Annotated in this window: 17 protein-coding genes; 5 read left to right on the top strand and 12 right to left on the bottom strand. The window is 70.4% G+C overall.

What is annotated here, in order from left to right:
• Positions 1-47 precede the first annotated feature (47 nt).
• The 4 genes from ACFY2K_RS10165 to ACFY2K_RS10150 all read right to left on the bottom strand — a co-directional run bounded on the left by ACFY2K_RS10165 (position 48) and on the right by ACFY2K_RS10150 (position 3,160).
• Complete coding sequence (locus ACFY2K_RS10165) at positions 48-545, bottom strand: phosphoribosyltransferase (protein WP_360238628.1); 498 nt, start codon at positions 543-545, stop codon at positions 48-50.
• 97 nt (positions 546-642) lie between these two features.
• The gene (locus ACFY2K_RS10160; protein WP_387710617.1) at positions 643-1,770 is read right to left on the bottom strand and encodes a hypothetical protein; all 1,128 of its coding nucleotides are present in this window, start codon (positions 1,768-1,770) and stop codon (positions 643-645) included.
• A 29-nt stretch (positions 1,771-1,799) separates the two neighbouring features.
• Positions 1,800-2,990 carry a methyltransferase domain-containing protein gene (locus tag ACFY2K_RS10155; RefSeq protein ID WP_387710615.1) on the bottom strand — a complete coding sequence of 397 codons (1,191 nt, stop codon included), beginning with the start codon at positions 2,988-2,990 and terminating at the stop codon, positions 1,800-1,802.
• Entirely contained in the window at positions 2,987-3,160 is a 174-nt protein-coding gene (locus ACFY2K_RS10150; protein WP_380639197.1) for a hypothetical protein, read from the bottom strand. Before ACFY2K_RS10150 ends, ACFY2K_RS10155 begins: the two co-directional genes overlap by 4 nt.
• Before the next feature lie 215 nt (positions 3,161-3,375).
• Here ACFY2K_RS10150 and ACFY2K_RS10145 point away from each other — a divergent pair, with 215 nt between their 5' ends.
• Both ACFY2K_RS10145 and cyaB read left to right on the top strand, forming a co-directional pair.
• Positions 3,376-4,224: a helix-turn-helix domain-containing protein gene (locus ACFY2K_RS10145; protein WP_387710613.1), complete on the top strand. Its 849-nt coding sequence runs from the start codon at positions 3,376-3,378 to the stop codon at positions 4,222-4,224.
• 13 nt (positions 4,225-4,237) lie between these two features.
• A complete protein-coding gene (cyaB, locus tag ACFY2K_RS10140; RefSeq protein ID WP_387710611.1) occupies positions 4,238-4,807 on the top strand; it encodes a class IV adenylate cyclase in 570 nt (189 codons plus the stop codon).
• A gap of 274 nt (positions 4,808-5,081) precedes the next feature.
• On the opposite strand, the gene ACFY2K_RS10135 is transcribed toward cyaB, so the two are convergent.
• The 4 genes from ACFY2K_RS10135 to ACFY2K_RS10120 form a co-directional block, all read right to left on the bottom strand.
• The gene (locus ACFY2K_RS10135; RefSeq protein ID WP_387710609.1) at positions 5,082-5,954 is read right to left on the bottom strand and encodes a hypothetical protein; all 873 of its coding nucleotides are present in this window, start codon (positions 5,952-5,954) and stop codon (positions 5,082-5,084) included.
• Positions 5,935-6,141 carry a hypothetical protein gene (locus ACFY2K_RS10130; RefSeq protein WP_380521477.1) on the bottom strand — a complete coding sequence of 69 codons (207 nt, stop codon included), beginning with the start codon at positions 6,139-6,141 and terminating at the stop codon, positions 5,935-5,937. The genes ACFY2K_RS10135 and ACFY2K_RS10130 overlap by 20 nt, the downstream gene beginning before the upstream one ends.
• Positions 6,142-6,382: 241 nt before the next feature.
• On the bottom strand, positions 6,383-7,621 hold the full coding sequence (locus ACFY2K_RS10125) for a helix-turn-helix domain-containing protein (protein WP_380639207.1): 1,239 nt from the start codon (positions 7,619-7,621) through the stop codon (positions 6,383-6,385).
• Positions 7,618-7,944: a putative quinol monooxygenase gene (locus ACFY2K_RS10120; protein ID WP_387710606.1), complete on the bottom strand. Its 327-nt coding sequence runs from the start codon at positions 7,942-7,944 to the stop codon at positions 7,618-7,620. The genes ACFY2K_RS10125 and ACFY2K_RS10120 overlap by 4 nt, the downstream gene beginning before the upstream one ends.
• Before the next feature lie 228 nt (positions 7,945-8,172).
• Here ACFY2K_RS10120 and ACFY2K_RS10115 point away from each other — a divergent pair, with 228 nt between their 5' ends.
• Entirely contained in the window at positions 8,173-8,664 is a 492-nt protein-coding gene (locus tag ACFY2K_RS10115) for an ATP-binding protein (protein ID WP_387710604.1), read from the top strand.
• Between the two features lie 187 nt (positions 8,665-8,851).
• Positions 8,852-9,943: a methyltransferase domain-containing protein gene (locus ACFY2K_RS10110; RefSeq protein ID WP_380639209.1), complete on the top strand. Its 1,092-nt coding sequence runs from the start codon at positions 8,852-8,854 to the stop codon at positions 9,941-9,943.
• A gap of 13 nt (positions 9,944-9,956) precedes the next feature.
• On the opposite strand, the gene ACFY2K_RS10105 is transcribed toward ACFY2K_RS10110, so the two are convergent.
• From ACFY2K_RS10105 to ACFY2K_RS10090, 4 genes are read right to left on the bottom strand one after another with little or no spacing between them, the layout of a single operon-like run.
• Positions 9,957-10,370: an SRPBCC family protein gene (locus tag ACFY2K_RS10105; protein WP_387710602.1), complete on the bottom strand. Its 414-nt coding sequence runs from the start codon at positions 10,368-10,370 to the stop codon at positions 9,957-9,959.
• A gap of 5 nt (positions 10,371-10,375) precedes the next feature.
• Entirely contained in the window at positions 10,376-11,368 is a 993-nt protein-coding gene (meaB, locus tag ACFY2K_RS10100; RefSeq protein WP_387710600.1) for a methylmalonyl Co-A mutase-associated GTPase MeaB, read from the bottom strand.
• Positions 11,369-11,381: 13 nt separating this feature from the next.
• Positions 11,382-13,610, bottom strand: a complete 2,229-nt coding sequence (scpA, locus tag ACFY2K_RS10095) for a methylmalonyl-CoA mutase (protein ID WP_380587958.1) — start codon at positions 13,608-13,610, stop codon at positions 11,382-11,384.
• Positions 13,607-15,475, bottom strand: coding sequence for a methylmalonyl-CoA mutase family protein (locus ACFY2K_RS10090; protein ID WP_387710597.1), 1,869 nt, complete (start codon positions 15,473-15,475; stop codon positions 13,607-13,609). Before ACFY2K_RS10090 ends, scpA begins: the two co-directional genes overlap by 4 nt.
• Positions 15,476-15,900: 425 nt before the next feature.
• Between ACFY2K_RS10090 and ACFY2K_RS10085 the strand changes: the two genes are divergently transcribed.
• Positions 15,901-16,980, top strand: coding sequence for an NlpC/P60 family protein (locus ACFY2K_RS10085; RefSeq protein WP_380587952.1), 1,080 nt, complete (start codon positions 15,901-15,903; stop codon positions 16,978-16,980).
• The last annotated feature ends 21 nt before the right edge of the window (positions 16,981-17,001 follow it).

The following is a 17,001-nucleotide window of genomic DNA, read 5'->3' as shown; positions in this document are numbered from 1 at the left end:
CGCACTGCCCCGCCCCGGCGGACCGGCGGTGACGGCGGGCCGGCGACTCAGGCGTCGAGCACCTGACCGGGGCGCTTGACCACCGGGTCCTGCGCCGACCACGGGAACTCGATCCAGTCGTCGGTCCGCTTCCACACGTACTCGCACTTCACCAGGGAGTGCGACTTCTCGTAGATCACCGCGGACCGGACCTCGGCGACGTGGTCGAGGCAGAAGTCGTGCACCAGCTTCAAGGTCTTGCCGGTGTCGGCGACGTCGTCGGCGATCAGCACCTTCTTGTCGGTGAAGTCGATCGCGGCGGGGACGGGCGCGAGCATCACGGGCATGTCGAGGGTGGTGCCCACGCCCGTGTAGAACTCGACGTTCACCAGGTGGATGTTCTTGCAGTCCAGCGCATACGCCAGCCCACCCGCCACGAACACGCCACCCCGGGCGATGCTCAGGACGAGGTCGGGCTCGAACCCGTCGTCGGCGATCGTCTGCGCCAGCTCGCGCACCGCCCGGCCGAAGGTCTGGTAGTCCAGGATCTCTCGCACATCAGTCACGCTGTTCAGTTTCCTCGACACTCGGTCGGGCGGCGAATCCGGCCCCCTGGGCAGCCCGCCGCGCGCACGGCGCCCACGGCCGGCCCGTCACGCCCGCTCAGCGGCGCAGCAGCGCCTCCCGGTGCCCCCAGGCAAGCCGGAGCAGCGCCGCACCGGCGGGTTGCATCGGCTCGGTGGTGGTGAGGCGGTCCACCTGCTCGGCGGTGAACGGGATGCCGACCGAGCGGCCGGTCGCGTCGTCCAGGCCGACGCGGCGGCCCTCGTCGTTGGTGGAGACGATCCGCCGGAAGACCTCGTCGAACAGCTCGGCGTCGAAGACGGCCACCGTGAGCAGGTCGGTGACGAAGGTCAGCGGGTCCATCCCGAGGCCCAGCCAGAACATCCGCAGACTGCCGTCCTGCCGCGCTGCTCCGAGCGTCCGGTGCAGCGGCCAGGCCTCGTAGTCGATGGGTGCCTTGCTGCTCCCGTACTCCTCACTGCCGCCGAGGAGCTCCTCGCTCAGCTCCCGCAGGACAGCCCGCCAGAGGTCGAAGTCGTTGGCCTCGTTCCAGGGCGCGTCGTGGGAGGCCTGGAACATCCCCACCGGCATCACCTGGAAGAGCCCGCCGCCGCTGGCCACCTTCGCGGGGTCGCGCCAGTGCAGCAGGAACTCGGCGTCGCCGGTGCGGCGATCGTGCCGGACGGTCAGCGTGGTGACGGCCGCCATGACCGGGCGGCGGGCGAGGTCGGTCGGATCGCCGACGGCGTCCCGGAACGGCGTGCGCCCGTCCGGGCCCGCCAGGACGGAGGCGGCGTACTCGTGGGCCGCCGCCTCGCAGATGTTGATCACGTCGAAGTACCGCCCGCGCCCGAAGGTCAACGTCGGGCCGTCCGCCGCCACCTCCAACAGCCGGTAGCAGCTCCGGTCCTCGAACAACCGGGGCCTGGCGAGCTCGCCGACCGCATCGGAGTAGTACCGGAACGCGGTGCCGTCCTCCCGCCGCGCCCGGACGTGATCGAGCTCGGGCTCCCCGCCGTCCAGCGCGGCCGGGGGCGTGTCCGCCTGCCACCGCAACCGGACCCGCTCCAGCGGCACCGGCTGCCCCGGAATCCAGTGCGGACGGGCCAACAGGGGCAACCCCGGGACCAGCCGCCCGGATGCGCCTTCGGCCAGCAGCTGCCCGGTCAACGCGAAGCGATGGTCATTCAGGAACGTCCGGACCCGCCGCCACTGCTCATCTGCCACCGGCTCACCCTAACGCCGCGCCCTCCGGCTCATCCCGAGGACCACGAGTTCGAGGGATCGTCGAGCCAGGCCCACTGGCCCTCGGGCGTCACGGTGAGGCCGAGGCGGTCCGGCCCGGGCCGGCCGTTGTCCAGCCACCACCGGTGCGCGGCCTCGACCTCGGCCCAGAGCCGGCGGGGGCCGTGCTGCCACACGGTGTAGTGGTCGGCGCTGTCATTGCCGTCCCAGTCGACGGCGGCCCAGGAGCCGCCATCGGCCGTGGCCACCCAGAGGCGCGTGTCCACACCCTCGACGCCGGGGTCGTGGTCCCACGCGTACCAGAGGTCGCCGAGGCGGTGGCCCAGGGCGAACTGGGTCTCGATCGGGGAGTCGGCGACGGTCCACGGGTCGAGGGCGGTGGTGGACTCGGCCGGGACGTGGTCGTCCATGACCACGTCCCGGAAGAGCCGGAGACCGAGGCGCTGGGTTCGCATCAGCATGAACGCACTGTCGGCCGAGTAGCGGCCCGTGGCGGTTCCGTCGTCGTTCACCGTGAGGCGAAGCAGCCCGCAGTGGGTCCAGTCGTCGCACCAGGGAGTGAGGATGACGCCGCCGGGCCTCGACTGTTCGACCCAGGCGTAGGGCACCCGCCTCACCGCGCAGGTGGCCACCACCCGGTCGTACGGCGCCTGGGCGCCCCAGCCGAGGGCTCCGTCGCCGCAGACGACAGTGGGGGAGTAGCCCGTGGCCTTGAGGGCGTCGCGGGCGAGCTCGGCCACCGCGGGGTCGATCTCGATCGTGGTCACGTTGACGTCGCCCAGCCGGTGCGAGAGGAGTGCGGCGTTGTACCCGGTGCCCGCACCGATCTCCAGGACACGCATTCCCGGTGCGAGGTCCAGGAGTTCGAGCATCCGGAAGACGATGGAGGGCACGGAGGCGGAGGAGGACGGCAAGGCCTCGGAGAGGTCCGCCGGCTCCTGCCCGTCATTGACCTGAGTCACGACCGGTACGTCGCTGTAGGCCGCGGCGAACCACCGCTCGGGCTCACACTCGCGGTCACAGGCTGCCAGGACCTCGTCGTCACCGGAGAGCCAGACCCGGTCCGGAAGGAACCGGTGGCGCGGCGCCGCCTCGGCGGCCCCGCGCCACTCGGGGGCCACGTCATGGCCGAGGTACTGGGAGACGGTTTGGAGCAGACCGTCCACGGCGCTCTGCTCCAAGCCGGGCTGGTGAGTTGTCACTTGCTCTTGTCGCCGTCCTTGCCGTGCTTGCCGCTGGACTTTCCGGACTGGTGATCCTGGTTCTGCGGGGACTGGCCGAAGTCCTTCTTCCCCGCGTGCTTACCCTGTCCGCCGTCGTTGGATCCGCCGCTGCCGCCGGAGCTCCCGCCCTTGCCGGTACCCCATCCCATGGAGTTCTCCCACTTGATCGTGATGCTCGTCGTGGTGTCGGGGGCGCGCCGCTCACCGGGATCATCGGCCCGTCCCCGGCGGTTCCTTGGCCGGTTAGCGGGCGATCGAGCGGAATCGGGCGACGGCCACGTGTCCAGAATGAGGTGACTGACAGTCAATGCCGATATCCAGTCGGTAATCTCACTGTGGGATCGACCGACAAGGGGCGCGCCGCATGGGTACTGCACTCGAACCGATCAAACTGCCCGACCTTGCCTGGCAGAACGAGGAGGTCCGTCGTGCGTTGGGGGAGCGTGATGTCGCCGCTGTCTTCCGGTACGTGCAACACCACAGTGGGGCCAGCCAGGCTCGGATCGCTGTGCAGGTGGGAATGACTCAAGGCCGCGTCAACGAGATCGTCAACGGTCGTCGGCTCGTGACGAAGATCGACGTCTTCGAACGCATCGCGGACGGGCTCAACCTTCCCGATGGGGCCCGACGTCTTCTCGGGCTGGCCCCGAGGTCGGACTGTCGCATGTCTGGATCGGCCTTCGACCTGGCGGCGTTCCCCGAGATCGTGCGCGTATACAGCGACCAGGCATCGGCTGCTGCCGAGATCCAACGGGCAGCGAGGTCGGCCGCAGAGCTGGACATCCTTGCCGTACGCGGGCTTGGGCTCCTGGCTCTGCGTGACTCGCTGCTGCGCCAGCACATGGACCGGGACGGAGATACCGCCCCGCGTCTGCGCGTGTTGCTCCTCGACCCGAACTCGCCGGCTGCCGAGTGGCGGGCTGCTGAGATCGGAGAGTCGACGGAGTCGCTGGCGGGCGGCATTCGGCTTGCGGAGGCTCGGTTGCGAGAACTTGCCAAGCACCGGCAGGTGGAGGTCTACCGGTACAGCACGGTGCCGGTGTGGCGGATCATCAGGCTGGATCGGACCGTCTTTGTCGGGTCCTTCGACGTGGATTGGGAAGGACACGAGTCGGCAACCTATAAGGTTCTGGCCACCCCGCACGGTCCCCTGTACCGGGGCTGGCGTCGACAGTTCGATGTGATGGTGGAAGACGCTGAGCGCGTGATCTGACGGAGGGAACAGGATGGCGATCGAGGCTGAGCTCAAGGCGGTCGTGCGCGACCCGGAAGGCGTGCTCAAGCAGCTGGAGGCGCGGTGCGGCGCCGGCCGGGCCGAGGTCTACCGCGACACGTACTACGACGCGCCGGACGGCAGCCTGATGGGTGCCGACCGGGAGTTGCGGATCCGCACCGTGCACGGCCCGGATGGCACGCGGAGCGTTCTGACCTACAAGGGCGCGCGGGTGGACGAGGCCTCCGGCTCGAAGCCGGAGGCCGAGACCAGGGTCGAGGATGTCGCTGCCGCGCACGAGATCGTCCGGGGCTTGGGTTTCGTTCCGCGCATCGCGTTCGAGAAGCGATGCCGTAACTACGGGTTCGAGCGCGATGGCCGGCGGGTGCTGGTCACGCTCGTGCGCGTTCCCGAGCTGGACGACGCCACGTTCATCGAGGTCGAGACGATGGCGGCAACGGAGCACGAGCTAGGGTCGGCACTCGCTTTCGTCCGCGCCGTACTTGCGGAACTGGGGATCGGAGAGAGCGACTTGACCACGGACCTGTACACCGATGCGGTCGCGGCGGCGCGACCGGTGTGATCCGGACGGTTCAGCGGGCCCGCTGGCTCATCGCCGTGCTCCCTGTGGCCAGAGCACGACGACCGGCACGCTCCGGTGCCGTGCGTAGGCGACGACGTCGGCCGTGCCGCCGTAGCCGCGTGCCACTCGGCGACCGTGATCTCGCCCGCCTGGTAGGCATCGTCGATCGGCGCCAGATCTCGCCAGCCTCGCTCCTTCGCGCTTGCGATGTCCTCGGCGTCGTGACCGCCCGGAGGGCGCGCGATGGAGTCCATGTGCGCTCCTTCCCTGTTCGTCAACTCTGTTGCTGGTCCATGGTCCACCTGACGAGGTCGGGGTCCGTGACCTGCGGCGGGGTAACCCCAGTCAGCCCACATGCCCGGTCAGCGAGGAGAGGGGCAAGTTCTGGGTAGTACCCCCGATCAACAGCCTGGAGCATCTCTGCGAGAGCGATCAGCTGACCGACACGTCCGGCAGGAGTGTCGAGGATGTCGGCGAACTCCGTGCGGACGCGGTCCGCGACCTCGGGCACGAGGAGGCTGCTGACCCACAGGACTGCGGGGTCGTAGCCGATCGGCACCAGGCCCCAGCGTTCCCAGTCGAGGATCTTGAGCGGCCCGGTGGTCAGGTTGGCCCACTGGAGGTCACCGTGCCCGGTGGTCCGCTCGACTTCGGCCGGGGCCGGGATGCCGAGGTACTTCGGGAAGACCTGTTCGACCCACGTCCGGCGCAGAGTGATCTTCGCACTGGGTGCTTCCGCGATGCCGGCCAGCGCGTCCTTCAGTGCGCTCCACCAGCCGTCGTCCAGGCCAGGATCGTCGCGAAGATCCGGCGTGGAGGAGACCGCGGGACCTACCAGGTCGAAGACGTCGGCCTGGTAGAACCAGCCGGTCTCGGTCCAGTCCGCGGTGTTGTGGAGCCGGGGTCGCGGGACGGAGGCGGGGATGAGCTGTTTCGCGCCGAGGGCTCCCTGACCGGTCGGCCGGGGCGCCCGGTGACGGCTGTTTCTGGAGACCCGGAGCCAGACACTCTCGGCTCGCCGGCCGATGGTGGTTCCGGAGGTGCCGAAGACCGCCGGTCCGGTGCACACGAGGCCGAGGAAGGCCGCCGCCTTTTCGTGCGCTGCCATCAGGTTGCGCCGGGTGTCGTCATCCGGCTGAAAGGACATCGAGCACCGTCCTGAGTCGCTTGTCGGGGATCGGTTCGGCGAGCGCCGCTCTCGCATCGTCCCAGTGCCGGCGGGTGCTGGTCGAGGTGAGGACGACGTCCAGTGCCGGGCACGCTCCGATGACCTGGAACGCGGTGGCGTGCGGGGTCGATCCCGGCGCGAGGAGGTTCACCAGTTCGGGGGTCATCAGGCCCGGCAGTTCTGTTTCCGCGATTCGTGCCGTGTTGGCTGAACTCGGAATCGAGGAAGATGACTTGACCACCGAGCTGTACACCGACGCGGTTGCGGCAGTCCGCCCGGCATTGCCTCATCGGTGACATGCGGGAGACCAACTGCAGGAGGGACGGAGCCCGTTTGGTTACGCCAGTGCGCCGCCGCCCTCCACGAGAGGGCGGCGGCGACCCTATCCCCGAGCCCGGTAACCGAGGTCACCCTGTGGCATTTGCGCGCTTGGCGAGTTTCACCAGTTCCGCTGGTGCGCCACGGCCGGCGATGAGGATGAGTTCACGGATCGCCGTCCGGGCCGCTACGTGGGTTCGGACGCTCTCCGGCGCCACTTCCTCGGCGCGAAGGAGGCAATCGAGAGCTTCCCCGAGATTTCGTCGTTGAGCGTGAGCTCGTCCGAGGTCGATGAGGAGCCGGGACCTTCGCTCGGGCGAGAGCTGCGCGGCATCGATCCGTTGGCCCAGTTCCAGGGCCTCGCCCGCATCGCCGAGTTCGAGGGCGGTGGAGACCGCTTGAATCTCGACATTCGTCGGGCCGAACTCCAGATTGAAGTCGTTTCGGTCCGCTCCGAGCTGTGCGGCTATGTCTCGGGCGCAGCCGATTTCTTTCCGGGCCTGCTCGCGTTGACCGGCGCGAGCGGCGGTCAACGCGAGAACCAGGTGGAGCGATCCGAGGACTGACAGTGCTTCCGGCGACCGGTTGCTGGTCGAGGTGTGCACTCGCAGGGCGGAGACTGCACTCTGCGCCACGTGTTCTGCCTGGTCCAGCCGCTGTAGCCGGACGAACGCATGAGCCATCCGGAAGATGCCAGCGAACACGTGCAGTGGCTGGCCGGACTGCTCGGCGGCTCGAATGGAGCGATCGGCGGCAACCCAGGCCGCATCGGCTTCATCCTGCCGAACAAAGGCAGCTGCGAGTGCCTGGTAAGCCTGGCTGAGAAGCAGGTGGACCTTGCCGCGATCGTCCGTGTCAGCGGTCCGTGCAGCTCGCTCCAACCTTGGCAGAACGTCGGCGATGGCAGTACTCAGTTCGGCGAACTGATTGCTGTGGGTCAGTTGCCACAGCCGTTCGACGGCGTTGGCCAGTTCGGCAGGATCATCGGTGACCATTAGGTCCTGATCGGCGAGCAACCCATCGAGAGCTGGATGCCCCGAGAGCGACAGCCGGGCCAGGTCGAGGTCGTTGGGCTGATCCGAGGTTGCGGGTGTCGTGACAGCGGGAGACGGAGCATCAGGTCGCAGGGTTTGAACGGAAACGCCGAGGCCGTTCGCCAGCAGTTGGAGAACATCTAGGCGGACAACCGGCTGGACGCCCCGTTCGACCTGTGACACCCAGCTGGCGGTCCGGTTGATGGCCGCGGCAAGTTCATCCTGCCTCATACCGCGGCTCTTTCGGAGCTGAGCGACCCGAGCGCCGAAGGCCCGCCGTTCCTCTGGGCTCACTGGAGGGCCTGGGCGGCAGAGCCGCCCTTGCCGGAGATCTCATCCAGGAACGTGACCTCGAAGGAGTCGAGGTACTGGCCGCGTTCGGCTAGGAACCGGCGGACATGAGGCTGGCGCTCGTGCTCCTCGAAAGCTTCGCGGTCCGCGTACAGCTCGTAGAAGACCCGGACGCACGGTTCGTCCGCCACGGCGTGGTTGACGTAGACGAGAGTGCCGGGTTCCTTCACGCGGATGCCGTTGAGCGCATCCTCTGCCAGAACATCGAAGGCTTGAGCGGCAGTTGCGTCGTGGGCGACGAAGCGAACGACAAGACCGAATCCCATGGTTCTCCCCTTCCTGGTTGGTTGAGTCTTGCATGACTCGGTGAAGAACTGCGAGTGGCAGAGCTTCTTGACTCGCAGAAACTCTGCGACTACTTTCAGTGTTGCCAGCGTGGCGGAGAGCTACGCATGGATCCCCTTTCGCTGCCGTCTGACTGTGACGGTCACTGCTTGCGGGTTGAGCCGGGTGTCGACTTCGGCCATTCGTCCACTCGCAGGGATGGAGGAGCAATGGCGTCGGATCTGATCGTCAGCCCACTCAACACCGCCCGGTTCCCGGTGCCTCTGGAGTGGGGTGTGCCGCCGGGGGCCGAGGCCGTGCCGGCGGCTCGGCGGCTGGTGGGGGCGATCCTGCGTGAGTGGGCGGTGCTGTTGACCGAAGACGGGTTCCAGGAGGTGGAGTTGTGTGCGAGCGAGGTCATCGCGAATGCGCTTCTGCACACGGGGGAGCGGTGTGTCGTGTCCGTCTACCGGCGTAGTGGGCGGGTGCGGGTGGAGGTTGCCGATCGGGGTACGGAGCTTCCGTATCGGGAGCGGGATCCCGAAGCGACCACCGGGCGTGGGTTGTTGCTCGTCCAGGCTCTCGCCCACGCGTGGGGGTGGCGCCCGGCGGAGCGGGGCAAGGTGGTGTGGTTCGAGTACCAGGAGGATGCCGAAGCGCCGTGTCCCACGCACGGGTGGGGCACGGCGAACGACCTCCGCTCGCTCCGCGAGGTGGCGTGATGCCCGGGCGCTTCTGTCTGGTGCGTCTCGTGTGGTGGTCGCTCTTCTCCGCCGTCGTTGTGGCAGGGTTCGTGGCGGGCCGCCGCAAGCGGTGATCATCGATTCGGGGCGCCGTGCGGCGACAACCCTCGGGGCTCCTTCGATTGCCGGGGGAGTGGGCCGCCGACCTTCTTGCGGGAGGAACACCTTGACCGTCACGGACACCGACCGGGCCGCCGAGCTGCGGCGTCGGCTCGCTCGCCGACTCGCCGCCGCGGGGCACCTTCCGGATCCGCGCTGGCGTGAGGTCTTCGAACGTGTGCCCCGCCATGCGTTCGTTCCCGAGTTCTGGCAGGGTCCCGATCGTCGGGTCAGTCCCGCCGACCGGGACTGGCTCGACCTCGTCTACGCCGACGACGTCCTGGTCACTCAACTCACCGGCGGGGCAGCCACCTCCTCCTCCACCGCGCCCGCCCTGATGCTCGACATGCTGCACGCGCTGGATGTGCACGACGGCAACCGGGTGTTCGAGGTCGCGGCAGGAACGGGCTACAACCTCGCACTGCTCGCCGAGCGCCTCGGCCCCCGAAACGTCTCGGGGATCGAGGTGGACCGCTCCCTGGCCGGACTCGCCAGGGAGCGGTTGGAGGAGTGCGGCTACCCCGTCACCGTGTACGCGGGGGACGGCAGGGCCGGGCACCCCGGCGGGGAGATGTGTGACCGGTTGATCGCCACCTGTGGGTTCGCGTCCATCCCGGCGGCGTGGCTGCGACAGGTCCGGCCCGGCGGGGTCATCGTCGCGCCGATCGGGTGGGGAACCGTCCGCCTGGTCGTCGGCGAGGGAGGGGGCGCCTCGGGTCGGTTCCTGCCGTTCGCCTCGTACTTCATGACGGTTCGCGAGGAGGGGGCCAGCGGCACTCCCGCCTACCCCGGAACTCCGGCCGGCACCACCGGCCGGGCGGCCGACGTAGATCCGGGTGCCATCGGGAACGACTCGTTCCGGCACCTGCTGTCGATCGTTCTCCCGGGCTCGGGGCAGTCCACCGAGTGCGACAGCCAACAGCACATCACCGCATGCCAGTTGTGGGCCGACGACGGCTCCTGGGCCCGTGTCGAGGCGGGCACGGTCCGGCAGTGCGGCCCGCGACGGCTGTGGGACACGGTGGAAGAGGCCTACGCGGTCTGGGTCGAGCAGGACCGACCGGGTCGCGACCGGTACGGCATCACCGTGACGCCGGACAGCCAGCGGGTCTGGATCGGCGACCCGGGCGGGCCGAGCTGGCTCCTTCCTGCTGCGTAGCCAGGTGTGACCGTCAGCCGGCTTCCAAGGTCGCCTTCATGACCTGGGCGCCGCGGCTGACCCGCAGACGGACTTGTTCGGCCATCTCGTGAGGGAGCACGTCCGTCGTCCACAGCAGGCGGCAGCGGCCGTCGGCCACCGGGAGTACCTGGAAGGAGGCGTGGTGGTGGGTCAGCGGGAGCTTGAATCCCTCGACGGTGGAGTAGGCCAGCCTCCGCAGGCCGTCGTCCACGCTGACGATCAGCTCCCGGATCACCGCACCGCCGGGCATGGTCAGGTACCGGACGTCACCGTCCATCCGGGTGTCGAGGACGTAGCCCGGGATGAGGCGCTCGTGCACGGCGCCTACGTCCCGTACGGCGTCCCAGACGTGTTCGGCGTCGGCCTCGATCACGACGTCCTCGACGATGGTGGCGATGCCTCTCAACTCCCTCAAGCAGTACCGAAGAAGCTGTCCAGGATCCGTTGCGCGGCCAGCCCCGCCGGCAGCGTACCGGCCCGGACCTGGGCCTCCAGGTCCGGGGTGAGCCGCCGTACCTCCGGGTGTTCGTGCAGCCGCGCGTACAGCTGGTCGTGGACCATCGACCACGTCCACTCGACCTGCTGTTCCCGCCGCTTCGCCGCCAGCCCGCCCGTCGCGTCCAGGATCTTACGGTGCTGCTGCAACCGCTCCCACAGGACGTCCAGGCCCGCCCCGTCGAGCCCGCTGCAGGTCAGCACCGGCGGCGTCCACGCCGCGTCCGGTGCCTGCAACAGCCGTAGTGCGCCCGCGAGTTCGCGCGCAGCGGCGCGGGCGTCGCGCTCGTGCGGGCCGTCCGCCTTGTTGACGGCGATGACGTCCGCGAGCTCCAGCACGCCCTTCTTGATGCCCTGCAGCTGGTCGCCGGTCCGGGCCAGTGACAGCAGCAGGAAGGTGTCCACCATCCCGGCCACCGTCGTCTCCGACTGCCCGACCCCCACCGTCTCGATGAGGACGACGTCGTAGCCCGCCGCCTCCATCACGACCATCGACTCGCGGGTGGCCTTGGCGACGCCGCCCAGCGTCCCCGAGGTCGGCGACGGCCGCACGAAGGCGGCCGGGTCCACCGCGAGCCGCTCCATCCGGGTCTTGTCGCCCAGGATGGACCCGCCGGTGCGGCTCGACGTCGGGTCGACGGCGAGTACGGCGACCCGGTGGCCGAGTCTGGTGAGCATCGTCCCGAAGGAGTCGATGAAGGTCGATTTGCCGACACCGGGCACCCCGGTGATGCCGACCCGCACCGCCCCGCCCGCGTGCGGCAGCAGCCGCTGGAGCAGCTGCTGCGCGAGCGCGCGGTGGTCGGGGCGGGTGGATTCGACGAGGGTGACGGCGCGCGCGATCCAGGCGCGCGAGCCGTCCAGGACGCCCGTCACGTAGGCGTCGAGGTCGATCGTCCTCGGTGGCATCGGACTCAGCGGCTCACAGCTCGTGGCCGAGTTCGACGGCCAGGGCGGTCAGCAGGTCGAAGGCCGCGTCCGGGATCACCGTGCCCGGGCCGAAGACCGCCGCCGCGCCCGCCTCGTACAGGGCCTGGAAGTCCTGCGGCGGGATGACGCCGCCGACCACGATGGTGATGTCCTCCCGCCCGGCCGCGGCCAGTTCGGCGCGCAGCGCGGGGACCAGGGTGAGGTGCCCGGCGGCCAGCGAGGAGACGCCGACGATGTGGACGTCCGCCTCGACGGCCTGGCGGGCGACCTCGGCCGGGGTCTGGAACAGCGGGCCGACGTCGACGGTGAAGCCGAGGTCGGCGAAGGCGGTGGCGATCACCTTCTGGCCGCGGTCGTGGCCGTCCTGGCCCATCTTGGCGACCAGGATGCGCGGGCGACGGCCTTCGGCCTGCTCGAACCGCTCGACCAGGTCGCGGGTGCGCTGGAGGGGCGCCGACGGGCCCGCTTCGTCTCGGTACACACCGGAAATGGTACGGATCTGGCCGGAGTGGCGGCCGTACACCTTCTCCAGGGCGTCCGAGATCTCGCCGACCGTCGCCTTCGCCCGGGCCGCGTTGACGGCCAGGTGCAGCAGGTTGCCGTCCAGCGAGCCGCCGCGCTGCGGGCCGGCCTCGGCGGCCGCCGTCAGCGCGCGCAGGGCGTCCTGGCACTGCGCCTCGTCGCGCTCCTCGCGCAGCCGGCGCAGCTTCTCGATCTGCCGGGCCCGCACCGCCGAGTTGTCGACCTTGAGGACGTCGATCTGCTCGTCGTTCTCGACCCGGTACTTGTTGACGCCGATCACGGGCTGGCGGCCGGAGTCGATCCGGGCCTGGGTGCGGGCGGCGGCCTCCTCGACGCGCATCTTGGGGATGCCCGCGTCGATGGCCTTGGCCATGCCGCCGGCCGCCTCGACCTCCTGGATGTGCTGCCAGGCCCGGGCGGCGAGGTCCTGCGTCAGCTTCTCGACGTACGCGGAGCCGCCCCACGGGTCGATGACCCGGCAGGTGCCGGACTCCTGCTGGAGCAGCAGCTGGGTGTTGCGGGCGATCCGGGCGGAGAAGTCCGTCGGCAGGGCGAGCGCCTCGTCGAGGGCGTTGGTGTGCAGCGACTGGGTGTGGCCCTGGGTGGCGGCCATCGCCTCGACGCACGTGCGCGTCACGTTGTTGAACACGTCCTGGGCGGTCAGCGACCAGCCGGAGGTCTGCGAATGGGTGCGCAGCGAGAGGGACTTGGGGTTCTTCGGGTCGAACTGCTTGACCAGCTTGGCCCACAGCAGCCGGGCCGCGCGCAGCTTGGCGACCTCCATGAAGAAGTTCATGCCGATCGCCCAGAAGAACGACAGCCGCGGCGCGAAGGCGTCCACGTCCAGGCCCACGTCCAGGCCCGCGCGCAGGTACTCGACCCCGTCGGCCAGGGTGTAGGCGAGCTCCAGGTCGGCGGTGGCCCCGGCCTCCTGGATGTGGTAGCCGGAGATGGAGATCGAGTTGTACCGGGGCATCTTCTGCGAGGTGTACGCGAAGATGTCCGAGATGATCCGCATCGACGGCTGCGGCGGGTAGATGTAGGTGTTGCGGACCATGAACTCCTTGAGGATGTCGTTCTGGATGGTCCCGGCGAGCTTCTCCGGCGGCACCCCCTGCTCCTCGGCCGCGACGATGTACAGCGCGAGGACGGGCAGCACCGCGCCGTTCATGGTCATCGACACCGACATCTTGTCCAGCGGGATGCCGTCGAACAGCTGGCGCATGTCGTAGATCGAGTCGATGGCGACGCCCGCCATGCCGACGTCGCCGGTGACGCGCGGGTGGTCGCTGTCGTAGCCGCGGTGGGTCGGCAGGTCGAAGGCGACCGAGAGGCCCTTCTGGCCGGCCGCGAGGTTGCGGCGGTAGAAGGCGTTGGACTCCTCGGCGGTGGAGAAGCCCGCGTACTGGCGGACGGTCCACGGCTGGTTGACGTACATGGTCGGGTACGGCCCGCGCAGGTACGGGGCGATGCCGGGGTACGTCTCCAGGAAGTCCACGCCGTCGAGGTCGGCCGCGGTGTACAGCGGCTTGACGCCGATGCCCTCGGGGGTGTCCCAGACCAGCTCGTCGGGGGCCTTGCCGGTGGACCGCTGCCAGGCGGCCTGCCACTGGGCGTCGGTGACCTCTCCGGCAGCCGAGCCGGCAGAGGAACCGGCGGAGGAGTCGTCCAGCCCGATTCCGGTGAAGTCGGGGATCATCGCGCCACTCCAATGAGGTCCAGCAGGGAGGTGAGGACGGCGATCGCGTCCCCGCCCGCGTAGATGAACTCGTCCACTCCGGCGGGTACTTCGGCCGGGCGGCCGGCCAGCAGCACGCGCTGGGCGCCCGCCTCCTTCAAGGCTACGGCGACGGCCGCGGCGTGCTCGCCGTACAGGGCGTCGCTGGAGCACAGGCAGGCGACGGAGGCACCGGACTCGCGGAACGCCGCGGCGAACGCGGCCGGGTCGACGCCCTCGGTGGACGCCGTCGCGATGCCGCCGGCCTGGAACAGGTTGGCGGCGAAGGTGGTGCGCCCGGTGTGCGCGGAGGCGGTGCCGATCGAGGCCAGGAACAGCGCCGGACGGGCGCCGGTGGTCGCCAGGTGGGCGTCCGAGCGGTCCCGCAGCGCCTCGTACGCCTCGGCGCGGCGCACCCGCGGCAGGCCGGCGGTGTGCCCGGCCGGAGCCGGTTCGCGGACCAGCGGCTGCTCGTCCAGGTGCGGGAACTCGCTGACACCGGTGACGGGTTCGCGCCGCTTGGCGAGCTTCGCGGACCGCTCCGCCCAGGTCGCGGCGATCCGGTCGCCGACCAGCCCGGACGCCAGCGCGGCCTGCTGGCCGCCCGCCCGTTCGATCTCCTGGAACCAGGCCCAGGCGGCCTGCGCCAGCTCCTCGCCGAGCTGCTCGACGTACCAGGAGCCGCCGGCCGGGTCGATCACCCGGGACAGGTGGGACTCCTCCAGCAGGATCGACTGGGTGTTGCGGGCGATCCGGCGGGCGAAGGCGTCGGGCAGGCCGAGGGCGCTGTCGAAGGGCAGCACGGTGACGGCGTCGGCGCCGCCGACCCCGGCGGCCAGGCAGGCCACCGTGGTGCGCAGCATGTTCACCCACGGGTCGCGGGCGGTCATCATCACCCGGGAGGTGACGGCGTGCTGGCGCTGCGCCGAGGCCTCGGCGGAGCCGCCGGACACCTCGGCGACGCGGGCCCAGAGGCGGCGCGCGGCGCGGAACTTGGCGATGGTCAGGAACTGGTCGGCGTCGGCGGCGTAGCGGAACTCCAGCTGGCCGAGCGCGGCGTCGACGGAGAGGCCGGCCGCGGTCAGCGCGCGCAGGTAGGCGACGCCGGTGGCGAGCGCGCAGCCCAGCTCCTGGGCGGGGGAGGCGCCGGCCTCGTGGTACGGCAGGGCGTCCACGGTGAGGGCCCTGACGTTCGGGTAGCCCTCGGCGCAGCGGGCGGCGAGCGCGGCGGCCTCGGCGAGCAGGGCGTCGGTGCGGTCGGCGGAGCCGGTGCGGGCCTGGAGGCCGAGCGGGTCGGCGCCGAGGTTGCCGGCGGCGGAGGCGGGGGAGACCTCGCGCTCCTCGTACAGCCCGAACAGCCGCTCGGCGGCCTCGGTGAAGTCCGGTCCCGCGTCGAGGGCGACGGCGGCGAGGTCCAGGTACACCCCGTCGAGCGCCTCGGGCAGGGCGGCGACGGGCAGGCCCGCGTCGCCGAGCTCCAGCCAGAGCGAGCCGACGCCGTGCTCCAGGTCGGCCAGGACGGCCTCGTTGGCGCGCCGGCGGTCCGGGTCGGCGTGCCGCTGCCGTACGTCCCACCCGGCGACGGCGGAGCCCTGCGGCCGGCCGCCGCGGACGAACGGCGGGAAGCCCGGGTAGCCGGGCTCGACCGAGGTGTTCTCGGCGGTGTACAGCGGGCGGGCGCGCAGCCCGTCCTGGAGCGCGGTGGTGAGCGCCTGCTCGGCGGCGGCGCCGTCCTCGGGCCGGGCACCGGACTTGCGCAGCACGCCCTCGACGAGCTGCTGCCACTGCTCACGGTGCGCGGCCGGGAACTCGGCGGCGAGGGGGAGCCTTTCGGGCGGGACCTTCATGTCCGCAGGTTAGCGCCCGTTAGCGGAGCGGAAGGAGGGTCGTTAAGTGTGACCTTGTTCTCGATTTGGCGCGCTCTCGGCCCGTGGCCAGCACTCCGTCCGGCGGGGAGTGCCACGAGGCGGGGGTCGGGGCCCGGCGGAGGGTCGGCGGGCCGCCCGGAAGTGCCCTGGATCAGGGGGATTGCGGAACCCAGCCCCTCATCTATTAAGTTACTTCGAAGAAGGCGGGTGGGGACGGCATCCCCCGTACGGCCCCGCCCGTCCTTCGCCGTCCCCTGCGCGTCCCCCGGCGCGCCCTGCGGGTGTCCCGGCCGGTCGTCCCCCCGATCGGCCGAATGAACGTGCGAATGCCACTCGGACGTTCCTCCAGTGTCACCGCACGTCACCGCACCTCCCCGCCCGTCCCCCGAAGGAGTGCCACCTCGATGGGAAAGCGCCGTAAGCCCAGCCCCCCGAGCCGGGCCCGCATGGCGGTCCTCACCACGGCGATGGCCGGCGGTGCGGTGCTCGCCGCCGGCACCGCCCACGCCGAGCCGACCCCGAGCCTGGCCTCCGTCAAGGAGCAGGTGGACAAGCTCAACGAGGAGGCCGAGCAGTCCGTCGAGCAGTACAACGGCTTCCAGGAGAAGCAGCAGAAGCTCCAGGGCGAGGCCAACCGGATCCAGGAGAAGGTCGCCCGCGGCCAGGAGTCGATGAACGAGCTGCGCACCCGGCTCGGTGCCGTCGCCGCCGACCAGTACCGCAACGGCGGCATCGACCCCTCCGTCCAGCTGATGTTCGACTCCGACCCGGCCGGCTACCTGGAGCGCGCCTCGGCGCAGAACCAGGCCGCCGGCACCCAGACGGCCCTGCTCAAGCAGGCCCAGGACGAGCAGCGCAAGCTCGACCAGGACCGTGCCGAGGCCACCGCCACGCTCGCCCAGCTCGACTCGGTCGGCACCGAACTGGGCGCGCGGAAGCAGCAGATCCAGAGCAAGCTCGCCGCGGCCCAGGCCATGCTGAACAAGCTGAGCGCCGAGGACCGCGCCAAGGTCAACGCCCAGCAGGCCGCCGACAAGGCCAAGGCCGAGGCCCAGCAGGCGGCCAAGACCGCCGCCGCGGACCGCGCTTCCCGGTCCGCCGACCGCCCGGACATGAGCACCCCCGCCCCGCCGGCCAGCGGCCGTGCCGCCGCCATCATCGCGTTCGCCCAGGCCCAGCTGGGCAAGCCGTACGGCTGGAGCAAGAGCGGCCCGGACAGCTTCGACTGCTCCGGCCTGACCAGCCAGGCGTACAAGGCGGCGGGCGTGCGGATCTCCCGGATATCCCAGGACCAGTGGAACGACGGCCCGCGGATCGACCGGGCCAACCTCCAGCCCGGTGACCTGGTGTTCTTCTACAACGACATCCACCACGTCGGGATCTACATCGGCGACGGCAAGATGATCCACGCCCCGCGCACCGGCAAGAACGTCGAGGTCCTGCCGATCTCCGCGATGCCTTACATGGGTGCCGTCCGCCCGTAACGGCCTCCGCCCGTAACGGCC

The organism is Kitasatospora sp. NPDC001309 (assembly GCF_042896295.1).
GTDB lineage: Bacteria > Actinomycetota > Actinomycetes > Streptomycetales > Streptomycetaceae > Kitasatospora.
This window is presented reverse-complemented; position numbering and strand designations above follow the sequence as displayed.

Bases quoted from the DNA above. Each gene is read 5' to 3' on its own strand.
- ACFY2K_RS10150 (WP_380639197.1), bottom strand. From the start codon at position 3,160: ATGGGATGGGGTACCGGCAAGGGCGGGAGCTCCGGCGGCAGCGGCGGA.
- ACFY2K_RS10145 (WP_387710613.1), top strand. From the start codon at position 3,376: ATGGGTACTGCACTCGAACCGATCAAACTGCCCGACCTTGCCTGGCAG.
- cyaB (WP_387710611.1), top strand. From the start codon at position 4,238: ATGGCGATCGAGGCTGAGCTCAAGGCGGTCGTGCGCGACCCGGAAGGC.
- ACFY2K_RS10135 (WP_387710609.1), bottom strand. From the start codon at position 5,954: ATGTCCTTTCAGCCGGATGACGACACCCGGCGCAACCTGATGGCAGCG.
- ACFY2K_RS10130 (WP_380521477.1), bottom strand. From the start codon at position 6,141: ATGACCCCCGAACTGGTGAACCTCCTCGCGCCGGGATCGACCCCGCAC.
- ACFY2K_RS10120 (WP_387710606.1), bottom strand. From the start codon at position 7,944: ATGGGATTCGGTCTTGTCGTTCGCTTCGTCGCCCACGACGCAACTGCC.
- ACFY2K_RS10115 (WP_387710604.1), top strand. From the start codon at position 8,173: ATGGCGTCGGATCTGATCGTCAGCCCACTCAACACCGCCCGGTTCCCG.
- meaB (WP_387710600.1), bottom strand. From the start codon at position 11,368: ATGCCACCGAGGACGATCGACCTCGACGCCTACGTGACGGGCGTCCTG.
- scpA (WP_380587958.1), bottom strand. From the start codon at position 13,610: ATGATCCCCGACTTCACCGGAATCGGGCTGGACGACTCCTCCGCCGGT.
- ACFY2K_RS10090 (WP_387710597.1), bottom strand. From the start codon at position 15,475: ATGAAGGTCCCGCCCGAAAGGCTCCCCCTCGCCGCCGAGTTCCCGGCC.
- ACFY2K_RS10085 (WP_380587952.1), top strand. From the start codon at position 15,901: ATGGGAAAGCGCCGTAAGCCCAGCCCCCCGAGCCGGGCCCGCATGGCG.